The 24,213-nt window shown below is 43.9% G+C and carries 20 protein-coding genes; 14 read left to right on the forward strand and 6 right to left on the reverse strand.

The features are described 5' to 3' along the window. The first annotated feature begins 34 nt into the window (after window positions 1–34). Genes OA57_RS01550 through rnd form a run of 7 tightly spaced genes read left to right on the forward strand, consistent with a single transcriptional unit; the run spans window position 35 to window position 8,633 of the window. A complete protein-coding gene (locus OA57_RS01550) occupies window positions 35–1,102 on the forward strand; it encodes a CYTH domain-containing protein (RefSeq protein WP_034612589.1) in 1,068 nt (355 codons plus the stop codon). 22 nt (window positions 1,103–1,124) lie between these two features. After that, window positions 1,125–2,498: a DNA repair protein RadA gene (gene radA / locus OA57_RS01555; RefSeq protein WP_034612591.1), complete on the forward strand. Its 1,374-nt coding sequence runs from the start codon at window positions 1,125–1,127 to the stop codon at window positions 2,496–2,498. 9 nt (window positions 2,499–2,507) lie between these two features. Next, a complete protein-coding gene (locus tag OA57_RS01560) occupies window positions 2,508–4,427 on the forward strand; it encodes an ATP-dependent DNA helicase (RefSeq protein WP_034612594.1) in 1,920 nt (639 codons plus the stop codon). Window positions 4,428–4,434: 7 nt separating this feature from the next. Next, entirely contained in the window at window positions 4,435–5,157 is a 723-nt protein-coding gene (gene tsaB / locus OA57_RS01565) for a tRNA (adenosine(37)-N6)-threonylcarbamoyltransferase complex dimerization subunit type 1 TsaB (protein WP_034612596.1), read from the forward strand. Window positions 5,158–5,191: 34 nt separating this feature from the next. Then, entirely contained in the window at window positions 5,192–5,737 is a 546-nt protein-coding gene (locus OA57_RS01570) for a Slp family lipoprotein (protein WP_034612598.1), read from the forward strand. 38 nt (window positions 5,738–5,775) lie between these two features. Next, on the forward strand, window positions 5,776–7,476 hold the full coding sequence (fadD, locus tag OA57_RS01575) for a long-chain-fatty-acid--CoA ligase FadD (protein WP_034612600.1): 1,701 nt from the start codon (window positions 5,776–5,778) through the stop codon (window positions 7,474–7,476). After that, window positions 7,473–8,633 carry a ribonuclease D gene (gene rnd, locus OA57_RS01580; RefSeq protein ID WP_034612601.1) on the forward strand — a complete coding sequence of 387 codons (1,161 nt, stop codon included), beginning with the start codon at window positions 7,473–7,475 and terminating at the stop codon, window positions 8,631–8,633. The genes fadD and rnd overlap by 4 nt, the downstream gene beginning before the upstream one ends. 37 nt (window positions 8,634–8,670) lie before the next feature. Here rnd and tpx read toward each other — a convergent pair whose 3' ends face one another. Next, entirely contained in the window at window positions 8,671–9,168 is a 498-nt protein-coding gene (gene tpx, locus OA57_RS01585) for a thiol peroxidase (protein WP_034612603.1), read from the reverse strand. A 29-nt stretch (window positions 9,169–9,197) separates the two neighbouring features. Further along, entirely contained in the window at window positions 9,198–10,649 is a 1,452-nt protein-coding gene (gene dacB / locus OA57_RS01590; RefSeq protein ID WP_052122325.1) for a serine-type D-Ala-D-Ala carboxypeptidase, read from the reverse strand. Window positions 10,650–10,881: 232 nt separating this feature from the next. Here dacB and greA point away from each other — a divergent pair, with 232 nt between their 5' ends. Further along, on the forward strand, window positions 10,882–11,361 hold the full coding sequence (gene greA, locus OA57_RS01595) for a transcription elongation factor GreA (protein WP_034612606.1): 480 nt from the start codon (window positions 10,882–10,884) through the stop codon (window positions 11,359–11,361). Between the two features lie 39 nt (window positions 11,362–11,400). Here the strand turns inward: greA and yhbY are convergent, their stop codons facing one another. Next, complete coding sequence (gene yhbY / locus OA57_RS01600; protein WP_084589845.1) at window positions 11,401–11,700, reverse strand: ribosome assembly RNA-binding protein YhbY; 300 nt, start codon at window positions 11,698–11,700, stop codon at window positions 11,401–11,403. Between the two features lie 137 nt (window positions 11,701–11,837). Here yhbY and rlmE point away from each other — a divergent pair, with 137 nt between their 5' ends. Continuing rightward, window positions 11,838–12,467 carry a 23S rRNA (uridine(2552)-2'-O)-methyltransferase RlmE gene (rlmE, locus tag OA57_RS01605; RefSeq protein WP_034612609.1) on the forward strand — a complete coding sequence of 210 codons (630 nt, stop codon included), beginning with the start codon at window positions 11,838–11,840 and terminating at the stop codon, window positions 12,465–12,467. Between the two features lie 61 nt (window positions 12,468–12,528). Then, complete coding sequence (gene ftsH, locus OA57_RS01610) at window positions 12,529–14,463, forward strand: ATP-dependent zinc metalloprotease FtsH (protein ID WP_034612612.1); 1,935 nt, start codon at window positions 12,529–12,531, stop codon at window positions 14,461–14,463. Between the two features lie 78 nt (window positions 14,464–14,541). Here the strand turns inward: ftsH and OA57_RS01615 are convergent, their stop codons facing one another. The 3 genes from OA57_RS01615 to kdsA form a co-directional block, all read right to left on the reverse strand. Further along, window positions 14,542–15,762, reverse strand: coding sequence for a capsule biosynthesis protein (locus OA57_RS01615; protein WP_034612615.1), 1,221 nt, complete (start codon window positions 15,760–15,762; stop codon window positions 14,542–14,544). A gap of 68 nt (window positions 15,763–15,830) precedes the next feature. Then, complete coding sequence (locus OA57_RS01620; protein WP_034612618.1) at window positions 15,831–17,882, reverse strand: capsular polysaccharide biosynthesis protein; 2,052 nt, start codon at window positions 17,880–17,882, stop codon at window positions 15,831–15,833. A 151-nt stretch (window positions 17,883–18,033) separates the two neighbouring features. After that, window positions 18,034–18,873 carry a 3-deoxy-8-phosphooctulonate synthase gene (gene kdsA / locus OA57_RS01625; protein ID WP_034612621.1) on the reverse strand — a complete coding sequence of 280 codons (840 nt, stop codon included), beginning with the start codon at window positions 18,871–18,873 and terminating at the stop codon, window positions 18,034–18,036. A 114-nt stretch (window positions 18,874–18,987) separates the two neighbouring features. Between kdsA and wecB the strand changes: the two genes are divergently transcribed. The 4 genes from wecB to OA57_RS01645 are packed head-to-tail and all read left to right on the forward strand — an operon-like array spanning window position 18,988 to window position 24,193. Then, window positions 18,988–20,091, forward strand: coding sequence for a non-hydrolyzing UDP-N-acetylglucosamine 2-epimerase (wecB, locus tag OA57_RS01630; RefSeq protein WP_034612624.1), 1,104 nt, complete (start codon window positions 18,988–18,990; stop codon window positions 20,089–20,091). A 15-nt stretch (window positions 20,092–20,106) separates the two neighbouring features. Beyond that, a complete protein-coding gene (locus OA57_RS01635; RefSeq protein ID WP_034612627.1) occupies window positions 20,107–21,645 on the forward strand; it encodes a capsular polysaccharide export protein, LipB/KpsS family in 1,539 nt (512 codons plus the stop codon). Then, the gene (locus OA57_RS01640; RefSeq protein ID WP_034612630.1) at window positions 21,642–23,507 is read left to right on the forward strand and encodes a glycosyltransferase; all 1,866 of its coding nucleotides are present in this window, start codon (window positions 21,642–21,644) and stop codon (window positions 23,505–23,507) included. Before OA57_RS01635 ends, OA57_RS01640 begins: the two co-directional genes overlap by 4 nt. Further along, a complete protein-coding gene (locus OA57_RS01645; protein ID WP_034612633.1) occupies window positions 23,507–24,193 on the forward strand; it encodes a hypothetical protein in 687 nt (228 codons plus the stop codon). Before OA57_RS01640 ends, OA57_RS01645 begins: the two co-directional genes overlap by 1 nt. Window positions 24,194–24,213 lie beyond the last annotated feature (20 nt).

A 24,213-nucleotide genomic window follows, 5' to 3' on the forward strand; every position in this document is an offset into this window, starting at 1 on the left:
TGATGAGCATTTAAACACCACAGAAGGCCGATGTATGAGCGCAGAAATAGAATTAAAATTGTTGGTCAATCAAGAGTTCGCATCTTTTTTAAGCAAAGAAATGGCAAGTTTTAAAGTCCTGTCCCACACCCAGCATGTTCTGGGCAACTGCTATTATGATACGCCGGATCATTTCTTTTCGTCACACCGCATGGGATTGCGGGTGAGAACCCTCAATGAACGTTTTATCCTGACACTGAAAACCGACGGTCGTGTGATTGGCGGTTTGCATATGCGCCCGGAATATGATGTTGAACTCGAAAGTGCGGTACCGCACTTGCAAGGGTTATGCGGTTTTTCCGATCTCGTATTGTCCCGTCCGTTGGAAGTGCTGGAGGAAGCGCTGACACCGATGTTCAGTACCGATTTTTTGCGTCAGGCATGGGTGATTGAATTGGGTAACGGAGCCAATATCGAAGTGGCGCTCGACCAAGGTGAAATCGAAGCGAATGATCTCACTATGCCGATTTGTGAAGCGGAATTTGAGTTAAAGCACGGCAGTATCGATGATTTGCTAACTTTTGTCGAACAGGTGAGTCTGACCGATGGAATCCGACTTGGTTCCGCCAGCAAAGCCAAACGCGGCTATCAACTTGCCGGCGTGTTACCGCCGGAAACACTGGATTGGCAGGCGGCATGGCGGCAAGTGTTATTTGCGGCTGAAGAGAATGTCGGGCATGAAAGTGCGGTATTGGGCGTATTGTTGGCATATGAGCAAAGCTTGAATGAATATTATGCGCAAGCCTTGTCAAGGCAAGTATTGAGTGAGGCGCAATTGGGGCAAGCCCTGACGGCATTCGCCGTGTTATATCGCTATTACGAACAACACGAAGGATTGCTATGGCAGGCGTATCGACAGCAGCTTGCCGCCAATCGGCAAATCCGATTGGATGACGATCTGGTCGAGGACATCATCGAATCCAATCAGCGCTTAATGCAAAAAATAACCGAATTGCAACAGGTGGCGGATCCTGTCGACACAGCGCAGCGATTATCCGATTTGTTACATCGCGGCAGTCTGGTAAAACGCCAGCTTGCTTTGATTAAACTGACCGTCCGTTAAGCAAATAAGGATAAAACAACTTATGGCAAAAGCCCCGAAAAAAGCTTATGTCTGTAACGATTGCGGTGCCGATTATGCCCGTTGGCAAGGGCAGTGTAGCGCTTGCAAGGCATGGAATACCATCAGTGAAGTGCGGTTGGTGAACACCGTCTCCAAAGGCGATCGTTTCAGCGGCTATGCCGGTGAAACGGCATCCAAGGTGCAGACCCTGTCGGAAATCAGCTTGCAGGAAACGCCGCGCTTCAGCAGCCGTTTCAGTGAATTGGACAGGGTGCTGGGCGGCGGGATTGTGCCGGGCAGTGCACTGTTGATCGGCGGGCATCCCGGCGCAGGCAAAAGCACATTGTTGCTGCAAGTGATGTGTCTGTTGTCGGAACGGATGCCGACACTGTATGTCACCGGCGAAGAGTCATTGCAACAAGTGGCAATGCGTGCCAATCGCTTGGGTTTGCCGAGCGACAAATTGAGAATGCTGTCGGAAACATCGGTAGAACAGATTTGCCGCATTGCCGATCAGGAAAAACCGAAAGTCATTGTTATCGATTCAATTCAGGTGATGCATTTGGCGGATATTCAGTCTTCGCCGGGCAGTGTGGCGCAGGTGCGCGAGTGCGCTGCATTTCTGACCCGCTTTGCCAAAACCCGTCAGGTCGCCATTATTATGGTCGGCCATGTAACGAAAGACGGCATGCTGGCAGGACCGAAAGTGTTGGAACACTGTATCGACTGTTCGATTTTGCTGGAGGGTGATTCCGACTCCCGATACCGCACTTTACGCAGCCATAAAAACCGTTTCGGCGCAGTGAACGAATTGGGGGTCTTTGCCATGACCGAACAAGGCTTGCGTGAAGTGAAAAATCCGTCGGCTATTTTTTTAAGTCGCGGCGAAGAGCAAACGTCTGGCAGTTCGGTGATGGTGCTGTGGGAAGGCACTCGACCGCTCTTGGTCGAAATTCAGGCGCTGGTCGACCATTCAATGCTGGCGAATCCGCGACGGGTTGCGGTCGGTTTGGAGCAGAACCGTTTGGCTTTGCTATTGGCGGTGCTACATCGCCACGGCAGTGTGCAAATGTCGGATCAAGACGTGTTTGTCAATGTGGTCGGCGGTGTAAAAGTGACGGAGACCGGTGCGGATTTGGCGCTGTTACTGGCATTGATTTCCAGTTTTCGCAACCGCCCGTTACCGCAGGATTTAGTGGTGTTCGGTGAAGTCGGGCTGGGGGGAGAAATCCGCCCGGTCAGCAGCGGGCAAGAGCGGATCAGCGAAGCGGCAAAGCACGGATTTCGACGGGCGATCGTGCCGTTTGCCAATAAACCGAAACAGGCAATTGAACATATGCAGGTTTTTACAGTCAAAAAATTATCCGATGCCCTTGCGGTATTAGACGATTTCTAAGGGTAATTTATGAACCGAACAACCAGCGTTTCCGCCGCATTCGCCGATGAAGGCGTTCTCAGCCGCCATATTCACCGCTTTCGTCCCAGAGATGAACAGCTTGAAATGGCACAGGCAGTAGAACAGACGATTACACGGCAAAGTCGGTTGGTGATCGAAGCCGGCACGGGCACGGGCAAGACATTTGCCTATTTAGTACCGGCTATGCTGTCGGGCAAAAAAACAATTATTTCAACCGGCTCGAAAAATTTGCAGGATCAACTGTTTAAACGTGATCTGCCGACCATTCAAAAAGCGCTCGGCTACAGCGGTAAATTGGCGTTGTTGAAAGGCAGGGCGAATTATCTGTGTTTGGAACGTCTCGACAAGTTGATCGCCGATGGGGTTTTAGGCAATAAATCGGTTCTGGCGGCGTTATCCGTGGTGCGAAAATGGGAAACCGCGACGGAAAACGGCGATTTGAGCGAATGTGCCGATTTGCCGGAAGACAGCGCCCTATTGCCGCAACTGACCAGCACAACGGAAAGCTGTTTGGGCAGTGATTGCCCCAACTATGCCGACTGCTATGTCGCTAAAGCCCGTAAAAAAGCGTTGGAAGCCGATTTGGTGGTGGTTAATCATCACCTTTTTTGTGCCGATATGGCGGTTAAGGAAAACGGCTTCGGCGAACTGATTCCCGATGCAAAAATCATCATTTTTGATGAAGCCCACCAATTACCCGACATCGCCAGTCAATATTTCGGTCAATCGATAACGTCCCGTCAATTGTTTGATCTCTGTCGGGATTTGACACTCTGCTACCGAACCGAAATCAAAGACGTGAAACAGCTCGGCACGGCTGCCGACCATCTGCAAAAAGTCGTACAGGATTTTCGATTGATGATGGGCGATGGTAATCAACGCGGCAATTTGCGCGAGCTGCTGACAAAAGAATCGGTGCAAAGAGCGGTGCAGCATTTGCAGGAAAATCTGCAATTTGTACGGGATGTGGTCAAAATGGCGCTTGGACGTTCGCAAACGTTGGACAGTATTTTTGAGCGATTGGAAAGCATTCAGGCACAATTTAACCGTATTCTGGACACCACCGTTACCGGTTATTGCTATTGGTATGAAACCTTTAACCGCCAATTCGGATTGCATCTCACGCCGTTGACGGTGGCGGACAAATTCGGCGAACAGCTGCAACTTCAGAAAGCCGGCTGGATTTTTACCTCGGCAACCCTTGAAGTCGGCGGCAGCTTTGATTTTTTCTGCGAGCGTATGGGCATTCAAGGCGGCGAACGCAAAGTGCTGCCGTCACCGTTTGATTATCGACAACAGTCGTTGTTATGTGTGCCGCGATTTTTACCGGGCAGCAATCAGAAACAGACACTCAGCCGACTGGGCGCAATGTTATTACCGGTGATCGAAGCCAATCAGGGACGCTGTTTCCTGTTATGCACCTCCTATATGATGATGCGCGGGCTGGCGGAGTATCTGCGTGAGCACAGCGAATTATCGGTGCTGTTGCAGGGCGAAATGGCAAAAAGCCGTTTGTTGGAGAAGTTTACTCGGGAAAGCCATTCGGTTTTGGTGGCAACCGCCAGCTTTTGGGAAGGGGTGGATGTACGTGGTGATGCGCTGTCACTGGTGATTATCGACAAACTGCCGTTTACCGCCCCGGACGAGCCGTTGCTGAAAGCGCGGATTGAAGATTGTCGCCTGAAAGGTGGCGATCCGTTTAATCAGGTACAATTGCCAAGTGCGGTCATCAGCCTGAAACAGGGGGTTGGGCGTTTGATTCGTGATGTGACCGATCGCGGAGTGATCGTGATCTGTGATTCACGCTTGGTCATGCGCCCCTACGGTGAAACCTTTTTAAAGAGCCTGCCGAATTCGGCACGTACCCGTGATTTAAACCACGTCATTGATTTTTTACAACGGAAGTAAGCGAAACATGAAAGAAATCCTATTGGCACTGGATACGGCAACAGAAGCCTGTTCGGTTGCATTATATTATAACGGCGACGTATTGGCGCAAGACGAATTGAGTCCGAAAGCCCACACCCGCCGAATTTTGCCGATGGTTGATGCAGTGTTGGCAGAGGCGGGCATTGGTTTGAACCGACTTGATGCGCTGGTTTTCGGGCGCGGGCCGGGCAGTTTTACCGGTGTGAGAATCGGCTGCGGCATTGTGCAGGGATTGGCATTGGGTGCGGATTTGCCGGTGATTGCGGTGTCTAATTTGACTGCAATGGCACAAGCGGCATATCAACGCTTTGACAGTCATGCCGTCTTTGCCGCCATTGATGCCAGAATGGGGGAGGTGTATTTTTCGGCGCTGGCGTATCGGCCGTGCCGAATTGACGGCGAGGATTATGCCGACTGGCAGTTGTCGCTTGAAGAGCAGGTGGCAGCGCCGGAAAGTGTGTTGCGGCAATTGGCAGAGCGATCGTCACAAAGTGCGGTTTGTGTCGGCACCGGTTGGGGGGCTTATCCGCAGTTTGAGCAGGCTAACGTCCCGTTGACAAAATGTGATATTCTATTGCCGTCGGCAAGGTATATGCTGCCGTTGGCGCGTCTCGGCTTAAAGCAAAAACGCTATTGCAGCGCATTGGAAATTGAGCCGGTGTACCTGCGCAATCAGGTTACTTGGAAAAAATTGCCGGGGCGGGAATAGTTCGGGTTCGAAGAAGCATAAAAAGGAGCGCAAAATGAAACGATCTGTCTGGATACCGCTGATGCTCAGCGCACTGTTAAGCGCCTGCCAATTGGCGCCGCAAGGTCTGGATCGCAGCGACAACACTTTAATCAGCTATAACCGGTTGGCGCAAGCCGATTTCGATTGTCGCTGCCAAACCGTGCGCTTGGGCGGCAAAGTAGTGCGTGCCGATGCCTTGCCCCATCAAACCGAAGTGGAAGTGTTAAGCATGGCAGTCGATCGTTTCACCGCCAAACCGGTGTTGGACAGCCACAGTGACGGGCGTTTCATTGCGGTTTTGAACGGTTTTGTCGATCCGCTCAGTTTGCAGGATCAATATATTACGGTCAAAGGCACACTGGACGGCAAGCGCAGCGGCAAGATTGACCATGCGAATTACGCTTATCCGCTGATTAAAGCGGATAACTATCGAATTTGGCGGCAAGTGATGGAGTATTATTACGATGAAGAAGCGTGGTTCGATTATCGCGATTCCTATCGTTACGGCGGATTTTGGGGGCCTTTCCCAAGCTGGAAACCGCGTGCCGCATTGAGATAAGTCACATTGACAAATAACAATAACAAATAGGGATCTTTATGGAAAAAATTTGGTTTGACAACTACCCGGAAGGCGCCGAGCGTGTGATTAAAACCGATAAATACCGCTCTTTACTGGAAATGTTTGAAACCGCAGTGCGCGAACGGCCTGATCAGGCGGCATACATCAACATGGGTAAAGAGCTGACATACCGCAAGCTGGAGGAACGCAGCCGTGCATTTGCCGCCTATTTGCAGAACGTATTAAGATTAAAAAAGGGTGATCGTATTGCCTTGATGATGCCGAATTTATTGCAATATCCGATTGCGCTGTTCGGAGCGTTGCGTGCCGGCATGGTGGTGGTCAATGTCAATCCGCTTTACACGCCGCGCGAACTGGAACATCAGTTGCAAGACAGCGGGGCGGTTGCGATTGTCGTGGTTTCCAATTTTGCCGCCACACTGGAAAGCGTGGTGGCGGAGACCGATGTCAGACACGTTATCTTGACCCGCATGGGGGATCAGCTCTCTTTCGGCAAGCGCAATGTGGTGAATTTTGTGGTGAAATACATCAAAAAGCTGGTGCCGAAGTATAAACTGCCCGGTGCCGTCACATTTCGTGAGGTATTGAGCGTCGGCAAAATGCGACAATATGTTAAACCTCAGATTGGCGTCGAAGATTTGGCATTTTTACAATATACCGGCGGTACGACCGGCGTTGCCAAAGGCGCGATGTTGAGCCACAAAAATATTCTGACCAATATTTTTCAAGCAAAATGGGTAGCAAATCCGTTCATTCAAGATTCTTTAGTGCGGGAAGCGATTATCGCTCTGCCGCTTTACCATGCCTTCGCCTTGATTATCAATTGTCTACTGTTTATCGAATTGGGACTGACCGGCGTGTTGATTACCAATCCGCGCGATATCAACGGCTTTGTTAAAGAGTTGCGCCGCCACCCTTATGTGGCGATTACCGGTGTGAATACGCTGTTTAATGCCTTGCTGAATAACGAAAATTTCAGAGAGTTGGATTTTTCCAAATTAAAATTGTCGGTTGCCGGCGGTATGTCGGTTAATCAATCCGTTGCCGATCGCTGGCACAAACTCACCGGCAGCAATATTATCGAAGGCTACGGCATGACCGAATGTTCGCCGTTAATTGCCGCCTGTCCGCCGCATTCCACCGAACATAACGGCAATATCGGCGTGCCGATCCCGAATACCGATATTAAAATCATGAAAGATGACGGCGAAGAAGCGCCATTGGGCGAGCGCGGCGAATTGTGGGTGAAGGGCGATCAAGTGATGCAGGGCTATTGGCAGCGGCCGGAAGCCACAGCGGAAGTACTGAAAGACGGTTGGTTGGCAACCGGTGATATCGTCATCATGGGGGAAGACAAAAACCTGCGGATTGTCGATCGCAAAAAAGACATGATTATTGTCTCCGGTTTTAACGTCTATCCGAATGAAATCGAAGATGTCGTGATGTTGAACTACAAAGTGATGGAAGTGGTGGCGATCGGTGTGCCGGATATTAATGCCGGCGAAGCGGTCAAGATTTTTGTGGTGAAACGTGATGAAACCTTGACCGCAGACGAATTGCGCAAGCACTGCCGTGAACACCTGACCGGTTATAAAATGCCGCGGGAAATCGAATTCAAAGACGAATTGCCGAAAAGCAATATCGGTAAAATTTTGCGTCGGGTCGTCAGGGACGAAGAATTGGCAAAACGGGCGAAAAGCCAAGAGGCACGCACATGATCTCGTCTCTTTGCCAAGTGCGGTCGCCGGATTATGTCTGGATCAACAATGACGAAGCGTTGCGGACGGCATGTCGCAAAGCGTGTGAAAAATCCGTTGTTGCACTGGATACCGAATTTATCCGCACCCGCACGTTTAACCCGAAACTGGGGCTGATTCAGCTGTATGACGGCGAACAACTGAGCTTGATTGATCCGCTGCCGATTAACGACTGGGCGGCTTTTACCGCACTTTTGGCGGATAACGGTGTGTTGAAAGTCCTGCATTCTTGCAGTGAAGATTTGGACGTATTCCGCTGTTATTTCCGACAATTGCCCGAACCGATGCTGGACACGCAAATTATGGCGGATTTTCTCGGCTTTCCGCCTGCCAGCGGTTTTGCCAAATTGGTCGCGCACTATTTTGATTTGCAGCTGGACAAAGGAGCTTCACGCACCGACTGGCTTGCCCGCCCGCTATCCGAACAGCAGCTGCACTATGCCGCTGCCGATGTGCTGTATTTATTGCCGCTTTATCACAACATGGCGCAACCGTTGTCACAGAGCGAATGGCAAGGTGCGGTGACGGAGGAGTGTGAGTTTTTATTGCGGCGAGCAGCAAAGGTGGCGGATTCGGACACGGCGTATCTGAAAATCGGCAATGCTTGGCGCTTGCAAGGCGTGCAGTTGCTGGCGTTGAAACTGTTGGCGAAATGGCGTTTCAACATGGCGGTGGAACGGGATCTGGCATTAAATTTCGTGGTGAAAGAACAAACTTTGTTTCAAGCGGCGGAAAGGTTGCCGAAGCATACTGCCGAATTGCTGGATTTAGGCTTCCACCCGAATGAAATTCGGCGGCACGGCAAAAAAGTGTTGCAGCTGGTTGCGCAAGCACAAAAAGCGGATCCGGCGCAATACCCTGAACCGATTGAACAGATTGCCGCTTTACCCGGTTATAAAAATGTCTTGAAAAGCTTGCAACAGCGGTTGTCAGCGGTTTTTCCGGCGGAAATCGCCAAAGAGAATCTGGCCGGTCGTAAGTTGCTGCACCAGCTCATCAAATGGGCATGGACGGAAGAAAGCGAACGACACAACTTGCCGCTGCCGCGCTTGCTGCAAGGTTGGCGCAAGCCCTACGGCGAGCAGTTGTTGGCGGTATTTGATCAGGTCAAATCATAACTATGTCGGGCGATTGTCGCCCGACACGGATTTCACGTCACAGAACGGCTAATGCCGCATCATAGTTCGGTTCCTGTTTGATTTCAGAAACCAGTTCACTGTGTAATACACGATTGTTTTCATCTAATACGATCACCGCTCTTGCCGTCAAGCCGGTCAGCGGGCCTGTTGTAATCGCCACGCCCAGATTATCGGCAAAAGTGCGGTTTCTGAAAGCGGACAGAGTAGCGACGTTTTCTAACCCTTCCGCGCCGCAGAAACGGGCTTGTGCGAACGGCAGATCCGCTGAAATGCAAAGTACTACGGTGTTATCCGGATCAGTCGCTTTCTGATTAAACGTTCTCACCGATGTGGCGCACACGCCGGTGTCGATGCTTGGGAAAATGTTCAGAATCTTACGCTTTCCGGCATAATCGCTCAGGGAAACTTCGCTCAAATCATTTGCGGTCAGACTGAAATCGCCCACGGTTGCACCGATTTGCGGAAAAGTGCCTTGCACCTCGATTGGGTTGCCGCCTAATGTTACGTTTGCCATGGTGTTCTCCTTTATATGAAATGGGTAAGTCAGGGTTCTTGATAAAGTGCGGTAAAGACGCCTTTCTCAAAATTGACTAACGGACTGCGCTTAGTTTTGCTTTCCAGATCGCCGGTTGAATATCCGTTGATAAATTGGACGAAAGCAATGCGCTCGCCCTTAGCATTTTGCATGAATCCGGCCAGATTATAAACCCCTTTCAGTGCGCCGGTTTTGGCGATCAGGTTTTTTGCCAGAGGCGCTTGCCCCATCGAACCGCGTCCGCTCAGGGTTCCGTCGTGGCCGGCAATCGGAAATGTGGCAAGCAAATTCAAGCGCTGTTCGTTGGCACTGATGTAGTTCAAGGTTTGTAAAAGTGCGGTCGGGCTGATCAAATTTTGACGAGACAGCCCTGATCCGTCGGCAATCTGGCTGTTGCCGAACTCAATATTTGCCTGACGGCTCAAAATCTGGCGCAGCGCAACCGCACTTTGTTGGAAAGAGACCGGTTTTTTATAATAGTGATAACCGATGCGACGAAACAGGCTGTCGGCAATTTGATTATCGGATTTTTTCATCATGGTTTTCAGTAATTCGGGCAATCTTTTCGAATAGTGGCTGGCCAAGACGGTTCCTTGGGTGGGATTGACCGCCAGCATAATGTTGCCGTTGACCTGAATACCCAGTTTTTTCAGTTGCGCCATGATAATCGCAATGGCATAGGCATCGGGATCCTGCACGGCGAAACTTAAGCCGAACGGTTTGCTTTGCCGCGCGATACAGCCTTTCAGGGTATAACGGTTATTGTCGTTAACGACAACATCAAACGTACAGTTGCCGGCTTCCTGTGCGGGCACAATCCGCACTTGACTGAATACTTGCACCGGAAAGTGAGACGGCACGGTGGCTTGCACCGGCTCTCCGATTTTTCCGCCGGCATTCAGGTCGACTGAAAAACAATTGCCGTCGATGCTGGCGGCGGAAGGCGGTGCATTAAAGCACATGGTCAAATCGTTCCAAATCCAGCCGGCGCCGCGATCGTGGCTGTTAAAAATACGGGTGTCGAGGACGATATTGCCTTTGATGTTATCAATTCCCTGTTGTTTCAGTTTTGCCAGCAGTTGATATAGTTGTCCGCTGGTCAGGGTGGGATCACCGCTGAAACGAATGACCAAATCGCCTTGCAAAGTGCGGTTGCGGATGGTTGCGCTGCTGAGCAAATCAGTGGCGAACTGAAACTGATCGCCCAGTGCTAATTTGGCGGCAAGTGCGGTAAACACTTTCTGGGTGCTGGCGGGCAGCATTAATGTTTGCGGGTTATAATCGGCAATTATTTGTCGGCGGGTTAAATTTTCGGCGACAAAACCGACACTGGCGCCTTGCGGTAAACGGGTGATATAACCGTTAAGGTCGACATCGGCCAGAACAGGCGTATTTATTGACGCCAAGCCGAGTAACGAAAAAGTAAGAGTTTTCAAAAGCTGACAGCGGGATTGTTTCATAATTTGGATAATCAGGAAGTTTAACGGGTGTTTTTGGGTTGCCTTTTTCTATAAGATGTCCATAATAGAGCCATCGGTCAAAGAGGTAAACGATTATTTCAGGATAAATTGTCATTCAATGTCAGCAAACCGCTTCTTTGGCTAAAAACGACCGATTTTGACTACAGCATAAGCGATTATGTTGTAGTTTTGTTTTGTCCGTAGAAAATTGAAAGAGAAATGTGAGAACGTTATGAAACAGATTCCTATGACCGTGCGCGGCGCGGAAAAATTAAAAGAAGAGTTGGACTATCTGAAAAACGTCCGTCGTCCGGAAATCATCAAAGCGATTGCCGAAGCACGTGAGCACGGCGATTTGAAAGAGAATGCCGAATACCATGCGGCGCGCGAGCAGCAAGGGTTTTGTGAAGGGCGGATTCAGGATATCGAAGGGAAATTGTCGAATTGCCAAATTATCGATATCACCAAAATGAAAAATAACGGCAAAGTGATTTTCGGTGCGACCGTGGTGCTGGTGAATGCCGAAACCGATGAGGAAGTCAGTTATAAAATCGTCGGTGACGACGAAGCGGATATCAAGTGCGGTCTGATTTCGGTCAACTCCCCGATTGCACGCGGGCTGATCGGTAAAGAGGTGGACGACAATGCGGTCATCACCACGCCGGGCGGTAAAGTCGAGTTTGATATCGTCGATGTGCTGTATCAGGCGTAGTAAAGTGCGGTAAAACCGCACTTTGGCGGAATCACGGAATCATTTCGGCAGGCGGATTGCCGGTTCTTTGGCAGGGCGATAAAGCACCAGTATATGACCGATTAATTGTACCGCAGCGGCGTCGGTTTCACGCACGATGGCATCGATAATCAATTGTTTGGTTTCACGTTCGGCGCCGGCGATTTTGACTTTTATCAGTTCATGATGGGCGATGGCATGGTCGATTTCAGCGACGACCCCTTCCGTCAGGCCGCCGGCGCCGAGCATGACGACCGGTTTTAAATTGTGCGCCAAGCCTTTTAAATATTGTTTTTGTTTGGTAGTTAAACTGATTGCCATAAAAAATCCTTGTAAAATAGGTATAATTCAAGATAGAAACGGGAATAATCGGTTATTCAGCCTTGAATCTATCAATTTAAGCGCCATATTAACATAATTGCCGCATTATTTCGGTAATTATCTCAAGAGAAAAGAAAATGGGAAAGAAAAAACGTTCGGCCAGTTCCAGTCGTTGGTTAAACGAACATTTTAAAGATCAGTTCGTGCAAAAGGCGCACAAACAGAAGCTACGCTCCAGAGCCTATTTTAAACTGGATGAAATTCAGCAGTCGGATCGCCTGTTTAAACCGGGCATGACGGTGGTGGATTTGGGCGCCGCACCGGGAGGCTGGTCACAATATGTGGTCAAACAAATCGGTGCCAAGGGACGGGTGATCGCCTGTGATATTCTGGATATGGATCCGATCGCCGGCGTGGACTTTTTGCAAGGGGATTTCCGTGAGGAGAGTGTTTTAACCGCACTTTTGGCACGGGTCGGCGCAAGCAAGGTTGATGTCGTGATGTCCGATATGGCGCCGAATTTCAGCGGTACGCCGGCGGTCGACATTCCGCGCGCCATGTATCTGGTTGAACTGGCACTGGATATGTGCCGTCAAGTCTTGACGACAAAAGGCAGTTTTGTCGTCAAAGTTTTTCAGGGCGAGGGATTTGATGAATACTTGAGAGAGATTCGTTCTCTGTTCAGCGTGGTAAAAGTTCGTAAGCCTGAGGCTTCGCGCGGCCGTTCGCGGGAAGTATATATAGTGGCAACGGGTTACAAATTATAGTAATCTATGCTACCGTTTTGTTAAACAAGGAAATAAACGAGGTCAAACCTTGAAAAACGACATGATAAAAAATTTAATTTTGTGGACGGTCATCGGTGTGATTTTGATGTCCGTTTTTCAAAGTTTTAATTCCGACTCGGAAGCAAGAAGCGGGGTGGATTATACGACTTTCGTTTCTGATGTGGGTAATAATCAGGTGACGGAGGCGCGTTTTGACGACAATCAAATTACCGTGACCAAAACAAGTGGCGATAAATACCAAACCGTCATGCCGATTTACGATGCCAAAATTCTGGATGATTTAATCAAGAAAAATGTCAAGGTTTCCGGCACACCGCCGGAAAAACGCGGATTATTTTCTCAAATTTTGATTTCATGGTTCCCGATGTTATTGCTGATCGGGGTCTGGATTTTCTTTATGCGCCAAATGCAGGGCGGCGGCGGCAAAGCCATGAGCTTCGGGAAGAGCAAGGCGCGCATGATGACCGAAGAACAAAATACCACCCGTTTTTCCGATGTCGCCGGCTGTGATGAAGCGAAAGAAGAAGTCGGTGAAGTGGTCGATTTTCTGCGTGATCCGAGTAAATTCCAGAAACTGGGCGGCAAAATTCCGAAAGGCATTCTGATGGTAGGGCCGCCGGGAACCGGGAAAACCTTGCTGGCGAAAGCCATTGCCGGTGAGGCGAAAGTTCCGTTTTTTACGATTTCAGGTTCTGATTTTGTGGAAATGTTTGTCGGGGTCGGGGCTTCCCGTGTGCGTGATATGTTCGATCAAGCCAAAAAGGCGGCGCCTTGTCTGATTTTTATCGATGAGATCGATGCAGTCGGCCGTCAACGTGGCGCCGGTTTGGGCGGCGGTCACGATGAGCGTGAACAAACACTGAATCAAATGTTGGTGGAAATGGATGGTTTTGAGGGCAATTCGGGCGTTATTGTGATTGCCGCCACGAACCGTCCAGACGTATTGGATCCGGCGTTGACGCGTCCGGGGCGTTTCGACCGTCAGGTTACGGTCGGTTTGCCGGATGTGCGTGGTCGGGAACACATTCTGAAAGTCCATATGCGCAAAGTGCCGATTTCTCCGGATGTGGATCCGATGGTGATAGCCCGTGGTACGCCGGGATATTCCGGTGCGGATTTGGCTAACTTGGTGAACGAAGCCGCACTTTTTGCCGCACGTACCAATAAACGGATTGTCACTATGGTGGAATTTGAAAAAGCCAAAGACAAAATCAATATGGGGCCGGAACGCCGCACCATGATTATGACCGAGAAACAGAAGGAATCGACGGCATATCATGAAGCGGGACATGCGATTGTCGGTTATTTGGTGCCGGAGCATGATCCTGTGCATAAAGTGACGATTATTCCGCGCGGCCGTGCGTTAGGGGTGACATTCTTCCTGCCGGAAGGTGATCAAGTGAGTATCAGCCATAAACAATTGGAAAGCAAATTGTCGACGTTGTATGCGGGGCGTTTGGCTGAAGATTTGATTTATGGTGAAGAAAATATTTCTACCGGCGCATCGAATGACATTAAAGTGGCAACCAACATTGCCCGTAAAATGGTTACGGATTGGGGATTTTCGGATAAATTGGGACCGATTCTCTATTCGGAAGATGACGGCGAGGTATTTTTAGGGCGTTCAATGGCAAAAGCCAAACATATGTCTGATGAGACCGCCCATCTGATTGATGAAGAAGTTCGTGAAATTGTGAGCCGAAACTACGGCCGCGCCAGACAATTGCTGATTGAAAATATGGATATTTTACATGCGATGAAAGATGCGCTGATGAAATATGAAACCATTGAAGAAGAGCAAATTAAGCAATTGATGGAACGCCGTGACGTCACCCCGCCGCCGGGTTGGGAAGGGGAAGTGCCAAAATCGGATAACACTGACGCTAAAGCTCAGCCTGAGCAGGCGGAAAATGTGTTGGAAGAAGAAGTGATTTCCAATGATGATAACCGTGGTGATTCAAACGAGAAAGAATAACCGCTGAGTAATCGCCATATGCAAAAAGCCTGTCGCTGTTTAACGTGACAGGCTTTTTTTTATTTGAAAAACAGGAGATTAGCGATTGTACGGAAAGCGTAGAATAACACGGTTGTAAAAACTGCCGTTGATATGGGTTTTATTCAGATGGAAACGGCGGTAAGCGGAAAAGAGATCCATATCAGGCTTGCCGGGATTATGCCAAAATGCCTCAAGTTTTCCTTGGTAAGTTAAACCGGGAATATTATAGTGCGCTCTGCCGAGTATCATAACCGGCATACCGTGCAATAATGCGGAAATGCCGCTGGTACTGTTTAATGTCACCATGCCTTCGCCGTGCCGTAAAAAAACCGGCATCGGCACATCATGGATATAGAACAGCCGCTTTTTTAACGCCGGATTCCGAGCGATATAGGCTTTAATGGTTTTTCCGTAATCAATAAAGCCCCGATCCATCGGGTGATGTTTGACGATCAGGGTTAAATCGGCCGGTGCGTGTTTAACAAACGAATCCAATACCGCAGTCAAAAAAGATTCGACACTGCTGTAATCACTGTGCACCCGCACTTGGCTGTCATCATAAACTTGAAGCGGCAGAATATAGAACCGTCCGAATCGACCTTGTTCGACTTTGCGGGCAAAAGTGCGGTCACGCAAGGCGTAATTAAGCCGTTTAATGCCGGAAATGCCCCATAATTTAATATAGTAGAAGATATTTAAGATTCGATGGTGTTGATAATAAGGGTAGTGGCGGCGTTTGGTATAGGCATTCCAATAATAACAGACGGCTAGTTTTGCCATCGGTAAAAAGCCTTGTGCGACTTTTTCCGTGCTCAGCGGCTCCGGCGCTTGCGGACAGATATGCATAAAAAACGTTTTGTCGCGCGGAATGGTGGAAAAGGCATTAACACCGTTTTTTTCCAATGTGATGTAGTCGGGGCGAAAATACCCCTCTTCAAATGCCCAAAAGGAAATGTTCAACGCACTGCCCACATTTTTGGCAATTTTATGATAATGGCGGTTATCGCCAAAACAGACGATGGCGTGAATATTCTGCCGTTTGCATAATTCCGCCAGATAGTCGGCAAAGTTATCCAACGTATCACGATATGCAAAAGTATTCGCCGTTGAATTCGGATAAAAATACTCGTCACCGGCATTAAAATTAATTTTATAGACTGTTTTTTGCTGTGACTGTAACCACAGGGAAAAATCGTAGAAAAAATGACCTATCGGGCCCTGTAACAGTAAAATACGATCAGCGGATACGATGAGATCATCTAAATTATGATTAATCATACAACTCCAACAGAATAATTATTTTAAATATCTTATCAAATCAGGATAAGAAAAAGAAATTTAACCGCTTATTTTAGAGACCAATACAGATGTTTTAGCTTTGTAAGCTGTTTTTTTAACCAATGTCGATGCAGGCCGCTATTTTTCAACTGTAATTTCTGTTGCTGTAAAATAGCGATGGCGGTTTCGGCGTTAATTATCCGCCGTGTTTGCGGATCGACATATTGCGGATAATAAACCAATGTTGCACAAATAAGTTGCGCCGGCGTGAGTTTGCGCCGTCGTCTTGGCAGCAAAAGGTGATCAACCGTTAAACCCCAATTGGAATAAAACGGTAAACCGTAGCAATGCACTGTTTTTCCTCGCAATAATGCTTCAAAACCGGCTAACGACGTCATGGTATGAAGTTCGTCCACTTGTTGAATACAGGTTAAAATGTTGACGGTTTCAATCACCTCATCGGCATATTCGAGCACAGTATTGACATCGATTGCGCCGATACGGTTACCGCTGAGCACATCAGGGTGCGGTTTATAAAGAATATACGCCTCAGGATTCAGCAACCGCACTTGCTTTAACAAATCCAAATTGGTTTTAATTTGCGGCGAACCGAAACGGATAGAGGCATCATCTTCCACTTGACCGGGGACTAAAATTGTTTTTTGTTGTTGTGTTTGCAGGTGGAAATCGGCATCTCCCACATTATATTTGCCGATATTGGCGGCAATTAACTGCGCTTTTAAGATTTCGGCAGATTGCAAATCCCGATTTGAAAAAGTATGGGTTTGCAATATCTCTTCTAAACGTGACGGGGTTTGCGCATTGAAATAAATACCGAGATCATCAATCACCAAAGAAAGTGGTGCGACCAGATTTGAGCCTAAACCAACCGAGCGGATAAAGCCGTCTTCCATGCGCAACACCGGTAAATTACGGCGGGCGGCAAATTGAAGCACTTCATCTTTGCCTTGGCTCCAAATAAGCAAACGAGCATTTTTTTTCAATGGCTTGGTTCGAAGCTGTTTAATAGAGGAAATAAAATGCAGTTTACAGGAAGGGAGGTTAAAAAACGGTTTAATAACCGCTCTTTTCCAGAGTGACATGCCGATACAATATAAATTGCCGCTCAACCGTTGGTTTAATAATTTGGCTTGATATAGATATTCAATCACATCAAAAATAGAACCCGACTCACCGTTATTCGGATTAATATAACGGCTGTATTGCAAATAGGCAGCCGTAAATAACTGCAATAAAGTGCGGTCGGCACGGCGTTGATGTTGATGTAATTCGTTGATTTTTTCATGGCGATCATCGGTTAATCCCCAACCGCTGAACCAAGGTACGCCAAAAGTCACGACCGATTTTTTCAGCAGCAATGCTTCAAAGCCCATCTGTGAAGTCACACAATAAACTTTATCGACTTGTTGCAACAATGAAAGCGGGCTGACATTTTCAGCCAATAAACGGATTTTGTCATTATCGGTAAGTGCGGTCAGATAGCCTTTTTTCTTACCGCTGATCACATCAGGGTGGGTTTTCACCCAAATTTCAGCATCAGGATTTTCCGCCACCGCACTTTGCAGCATGGATTGGAAGCGTTTGCTGTCGGCTTGCCCGTACTTTACTGCCATATCGCCGACAGTTTGATCAATCACCAACACGATTTTTTTATCACCTGCCGGCGTTGCGGAAAAATCAGGGGCGTGGTTATATTTGGAAAGTTGATACTGACAAATTAAATCAAGTGCGGTTTCGGCTTGTTGTAATTCCGTACCGGAAAAATCGGCATCAAGAATCCGCTGTTCCAAACGTGACGGGCGGGTCGTGTCGTAGTAAATGCCCAGATCGTCATAGACTATTGAAAAAGGCGGGTAACCTTCAACACCTAACCCTAGGGAGCGCAAAAATCCGTCTTCTAACGCAATATAAGGTAACTGATGCTTTTCAGCATAAGCACGTGCTTTTTTCGTTGACGGCCGTAAACCCCAACCGATGACACACTCGACTTTTGGTGAAGCGTAAAAGCGCTTTACTTGAAGCTCAGTTTCAAGCAAAAATGAATTCAAGTGCGGTATGCGCAAAATGCCATGCGAAAAAATAAGCGCTTTTGATTTCATAGGTGATTATCAAGTTGAGTAGAATAGCGGTAGTATAATACAGAAGATGAAGAAAATTTTAGGATTATGAGTATAAAAGTTTATTTTTTGAGATTTTTATCACTATAAATAATAATGCCGAGAATTATCTCGGCATTATTATGAGCAGAAATTATCGAATATCCAATTCAGGCATTGACTTCACCGCTTCGTCAACGGCTTTCACACGGATTAAAAAGTCTTCCAGCAAATTTAACGGTAACGCACTAGGGCCGTCACATTTCGCTTGATCCGGATTAGGGTGCGATTCCAAAAACAGACCGGCTAAACGAGTTGCCATGCCTGCCAGAGCCAAATCCAGCACCTGATTACGGCGACCGCCGGAAGCGGCAGCACCGGCTTCACGCTGTTGCAGTGAGTGGGTCACGTCAAAAATCACCGGCATATCGCCACTGACTTTTTTCATGATCCCGAAGCCGAGCATATCGACCACCAAATTGTCATAGCCGAAATTCACCCCACGCTCACATAAAATCAGTTGATCATTGCCTGCCTCTTTGAATTTCTCCACAATATTGCCCATTTGATGCGGGCTTAAAAATTGCGGCTTTTTGATATTGATAACCCGACCGGTTTTTGCCATCGCATGGACTAAATCCGTCTGACGTGCCAAAAAGGCAGGCAATTGAATCACGTCAACCACTTCGGCGACAGGTTCCGCTTGCCAAGGTTCATGCACATCGGTGATCACCGGCACACCAAATTCTTTTTTCACTTGGGCAAAAATTTTCATCCCCTCTTCCAACCCGACACCGCGGTAAGAATGGATCGAAGAGCGGTTCGCTTTGTCAAAAGAGGCTTTAAACACAAACGGAATATTGAGTTTAGAAGTTACTGCCACGTATTGTTCACAGGCTTTTAGGGTGGAATCCAGATCTTCAAGCACGTTGATACCACCGAAAAGGGTGAAGGGGGATTTGTTGGAAATTGTGAGAGTCTTGAGTTTTAGCATAGTAATGTAGTTCCATTGAATTAAGATAATTAGATTGATTAAGTTAGACAATAAATTCTTGTTCCATTATACTGAAAAAAAGCTTATTAAACAGTTAAAATTAAGGAGAATACATTGAAAGCTCTTATAGTTTTTGGCACTCGTCCTGAAGCCATTAAAATGGCACCTTTGATCGATGGTATGAAAAATAGGGGTATTGATTATAAAGTGTGTGTTACTGGCCAGCATAGAGAGATGTTAGATCAAGTGTTGGAGTTGTTTGAGATTACTCCAGATTTTGATCTTTGTATTATGAAAAGGCAACAAAGTCTTTCCACTATAACATCTTCTATATTGGAAAATATACAACCAATAATTGATCAATATAAACCAAGTATCATTTTTGTTCATGGTGATACTGCTACTACCTTAGCGACCTCCCTAGCTGGTTATTATAATAAAATTGATATAGCTCACGTTGAGGCTGGTTTAAGAACTCATGATATCTACTCGCCTTGGCCTGAAGAAGGTAATAGAAAATTGACAGGAGCTATAGCGAAGTATCATTTTACACCCACATCAAGTACAAGAGATAATTTATTAAGAGAGGGTGTATCTAAAAAAGATATTTTTATTACTGGTAATACAGTGATAGATGCCTTGCTCTTAGTTTCTAGAAAATTAGATAGTTCTCCAAGCTTTATTAAACAGTTTACTAGTAAATTTAGTTTTATAAATGAAAAAATAATATTAATAACGGGGCATCGTAGGGAAAATTTTGGTAGTGGATTTGAAAATATATGCCATGCCATAGTTGAATTATCTTATATGCATCCCGAAGTACACTTTGTCTATCCAGTACATTTAAACCCTAATGTAAGAGAGCCTGTCAATCGCATTTTATCAAAACATAAAAATATACACTTAATTGAACCCTTAGATTATCTTACTTTTGTTTTTCTAATGAAGTCTTCATATTTAATTCTAACGGATTCTGGCGGAATTCAAGAAGAGGCTCCATCATTAGGTAAACCTGTGCTTGTTATGAGAGAAACTACAGAACGTCCAGAAGCAGTTGAAGCGGGAACTGTCCGCTTAGTTGGAACTGATACTAGAAAAATTGTTGAGGAAGTTAATTTATTATTAACTAATAAAGTTGAATATAATAGCATGTCTATGGCTCACAATCCTTATGGTGATGGTAAGGCGGTAGAAAAGATTCTTAATGAATTAATTTAAAATTTTGAGGGGATTATGATTTTATTTAGTGATGATTTTAATTTTAAAAAAGAGAATTTTCCAGAATTATATGCATGTTTAGAGAAGCATGGTTTTAGTTTTAAGTTTGATAAAGGACATTCAGAAAGAAAGAAAAAGTGGGGAGACTATACTAAATATATAGTAAATAATATAGAATCAATTTCATTAAATAGTTTAGATAATAAATCATATAAAGGTTATAATATTAAATCAATTATCTATATGGAGTTACTCTATGCGTGTGCTTCTACAGAATTATGGAGACGTGTGGAAAATATAGATGAAAATACATTTTGGAAATATATTATTGAATATTATCCACACTATATATTAGGTGCCGTGAATGAGGCAAAATTTTGGATAGATTATTGGATAGAAAATATAAATTTCACTAAAATATCTGTAGGATTATGTTTTGGTGGTAGCACAATCTATACGAGAGCTTTTTGTGAGGTTATGAAATTAAATAATAAGCCGGTTTTTTGTATGGAGCACTTTCTTACAGGGAGGGATTTTTATTTTGAATTAAGGTATCAATCTCTACCAAATAATACCATGCTGCAGAGTGATCTTTATTACAAAAATATCTTAATTAATCAATCTAGCTCTTTAAAATATGATGATGTCGCTCTAAAATTTGATAATAGAAATAATAAAAATGTCAAACAACCTGCATATACGAGTGTGATAGAGGAGAATTATATTTTAATTTTGGCACAAGTTAGTAATGATTTTTCTATTTGTTCAGAAGGTAATCTGTATAAGAACTCGATTTCTTTTTATAAAAATATTATCGATATTATTCTAAATAATAGCAATAAAGATATTATCATTAAAACACACCCTTATGAAAAGAATAAGCTACATAAAGGAGTTAGTAGCACTTACCAAAATTTATCTGATTTTATTTCTCAAAAATCAGGAAGCTTTCAGAAACGTATCAAGCTTTATGAGGATAAATCTATAGAGGGTCTACTGGATAAATGTGATTATGTTATTACACTTAATTCCCAATCTGGATTAGAAGCATTGTATAGAAATAAAATTGTTGCAACATTTGGTTCACCTTTTTATAGAAATAAGGGATTTACTTATGACTTCACTGATCTTGAAGAATTCAAGGAAAATATTAATAATATTAAATTAAAGACTGAACACATTCAGAATTTTTACAAATATATGTCAGTTTTCTTTGGCGAGCTAATAGGAAAAGGGGAGAAAGAGAAAGTTTTTGAGAGGATAAAACCATTTATTAAATTGAATAATACTGTTTCTACTTCTTTATCTAATGATGACCGTAAAAAAAATAGTAACAAAGAAATAAACAATAGTGGGGCTAAATCTATTAATAAGTCTAAGTTAGTTGGTGGTCAGCCTAAATTGACAAGAGATATTAGTTATAAGAATGAGAGGGTTAAAAATAATGTTAGTAAGAACAAGAGATTACTGAAAAAACTAATAAAAAATCCAAAGGCTTTTTTGTTAGATAGTAAGTTTGGTTTTTTAAGATTTTTAGGAGGATTCTTTAAATGAAAAAAATAATTTATATTAATGGTGTGATATCTAAAGATTATCGTTCCAATCTATTTAGTCTCTTCTCTAAAGAAATTACTAATAATATGGAGATTTCATCAAGTTTTATTGGTTTGGATAATAACATATTTCCAATATTTACTAATGTGGGAAAATTCGAATTTGATATTTTAAATAAAAAGAAAATAAGTAAATATGGACTTATTTTAGATTCTGATAATCTAAATAATCTTGATAAAATTAGCTATGATTTTATTTTGGGAGCTGATTTTTGTTATATCTTTGGTGTTATAGATAAGGAACTTAATAAGGATATTGCCACATTACTTGAGAATGTTAATAATTCTTATGCTTACGATGGATTAATACCAAATTTTAGTAATAAGTCCCTTATTGATAGGAAGAATAATATCCTGACTGATTTTTCAAGTTTACCGGATCTTTATGAAGAACTAATAAAAAATAAAATAACTCCTTTAAGAAAAGAAATAATTGTGATTTCATCAATTAAAGATGTTTCTTTAGATTTTTGGAAAAATAGATTTTCAGAATTGAATTTAGAGTTAATATTTATACAAGCTACTAATGATATTTATAAAGAGCTATTGTTGACTTATAAAGATGGTTTCTTTACAATTAATAATAAAGTTAGATTGGATGCTTGTTTAGTAGATGAACCAAGCTCATTGTGTGTAAATGAACTTCTTGACAATATTCAATTATTTACATCTAATTTAGAAATTAAAAAAAATAATATAATAAATATAATCTGCTATAAGCCATCATATCTATTTAAAGATCTTGTTGAACGTTTTGTTAATATTGGTTGTGTGCATTCAGATTTTCCAATTGAGAATGCAGATGCCTATATATGGATGAGACCACAAGAAATATGGCATATTGAATATCTTATTAATAATCAATCTCATGCCGAAATTTCTAAAATGTATGAACAGGATTTTAAATCAAAAAATCTATATTTAAAATTTGATGAAATTAAAAAGCGTTCAGTAGCAATCCATCATGGAACATGTTTTGAACCTTTATACCAATTTGATTATATGAATTTAGCACGTTCATTGGCAACTGTTGGGATGGTTGTTGGTGTGTGTGAGTTTGAAGAATGTTATGGACCAAGTTTGCCTATTGCAAATAAAAATAATTATAAATTTGTACCTATCGGATATGATCACACTATTTTCATTAAAGATTTAGTTAAAAAAACGGATAAAAAGCCCAAAAATAAATTAAAAATAGGGTTTGTAGGTCGAGCTTATGGAACTACTGACAGGGCTTTATTGAAGAAAAGTAAAATGGCTGAGCCTAAAGGATATAGGAAAGGAGGTGATTATTTATTCGATATAGCTTCAAGATTGAAATTATATAATTTTGATTTTGAATTGCATATTCTAGGTCAAAACTGGGAGTATTTAGTTGATGAATTAGAAAGATGTAATATTGATGTGGTTTATTATGCTAGGGATAAAAATATTACTTATAAAGAATATCCAAAGGTTTATAGCCAATTAGATGCGTTACTGATAACAGCTAGATGTGAGGGAGGACCTGTTAGTGCGATAGAGGCTCTATCTCTAGGAGTACCTGTTATTAGTACCGATGTAGGGGTAGTGAAATTTTTAGAGCAACATTTTAAGAAAGATAATTTATTTGGCTGTGCTACTTATATGTACGATAAGAAATGGCATATAGCGGATATTCCAAAAGCAATTCAGTTAATTGATGAATTATATTCTCTAGAAATATCTATGTCAGACAGAATTCGTATCCGCAATAAGGTAGAAAACTTTACTACTGATAGTTGGGTGGAATCTATTTATACAGAAGCAAAAGGTATTGATTGATGAATGTGGAATTTATAGAAGTAGAAAATAGTACGGACTTAATAATTATTTTTTCTAGTCATAATCAACCTAATTTTTTAGGTTATAAATCATTGACAAATGCTATGAAAAATTATCCAAAAATATCATTGTTATTTCTTTCTGACCCTGAAAATATGTATTACTTAGGTTTTGATGGTGGTAAGATTAATAAAGAAATAATACGTAAGTATGTGAATAAATTTCCTCCTGAAAACATAACTTTTTTTGGTTCTTCAATGGCGGGATATGCTGCAATATTTTTTGGCTCTATTTTTAATGGTAATATATTTGCATCTAATCCCCAGATTAATTTTGGTGTTACCAGTGCACTTTCATGGAATACTTTGCGAAATAATATTGCTAGAATACCGATTAAAATAGATCTTGATTTACATTTGAATGCTTTCTTAAATGATAGTGTTATTTATATAGTGCATGGATTACATAGGTTAGATATTGCTAATATGGGACTATTAATGACAACTCCCTTGAGAAAATCGAGGATTTTTATAGAAAGAATCGATGATGAGTCACATGGATTTTATCTGCCATCATTGATCAAATTATTTGAGATTCATTATGTTTTAATTCTTTTAAGACATAAGAAAATCACAGGTATTAATTTAATAGCTCAGCAAAATATTAACAAAATCATTTCAGAATAATTTATTTAAAAATATAAAGG

Origin of the sequence: Chelonobacter oris (assembly GCF_000772535.1) — a bacterium.
Lineage (GTDB): Bacteria > Pseudomonadota > Gammaproteobacteria > Enterobacterales > Pasteurellaceae > Chelonobacter > Chelonobacter oris.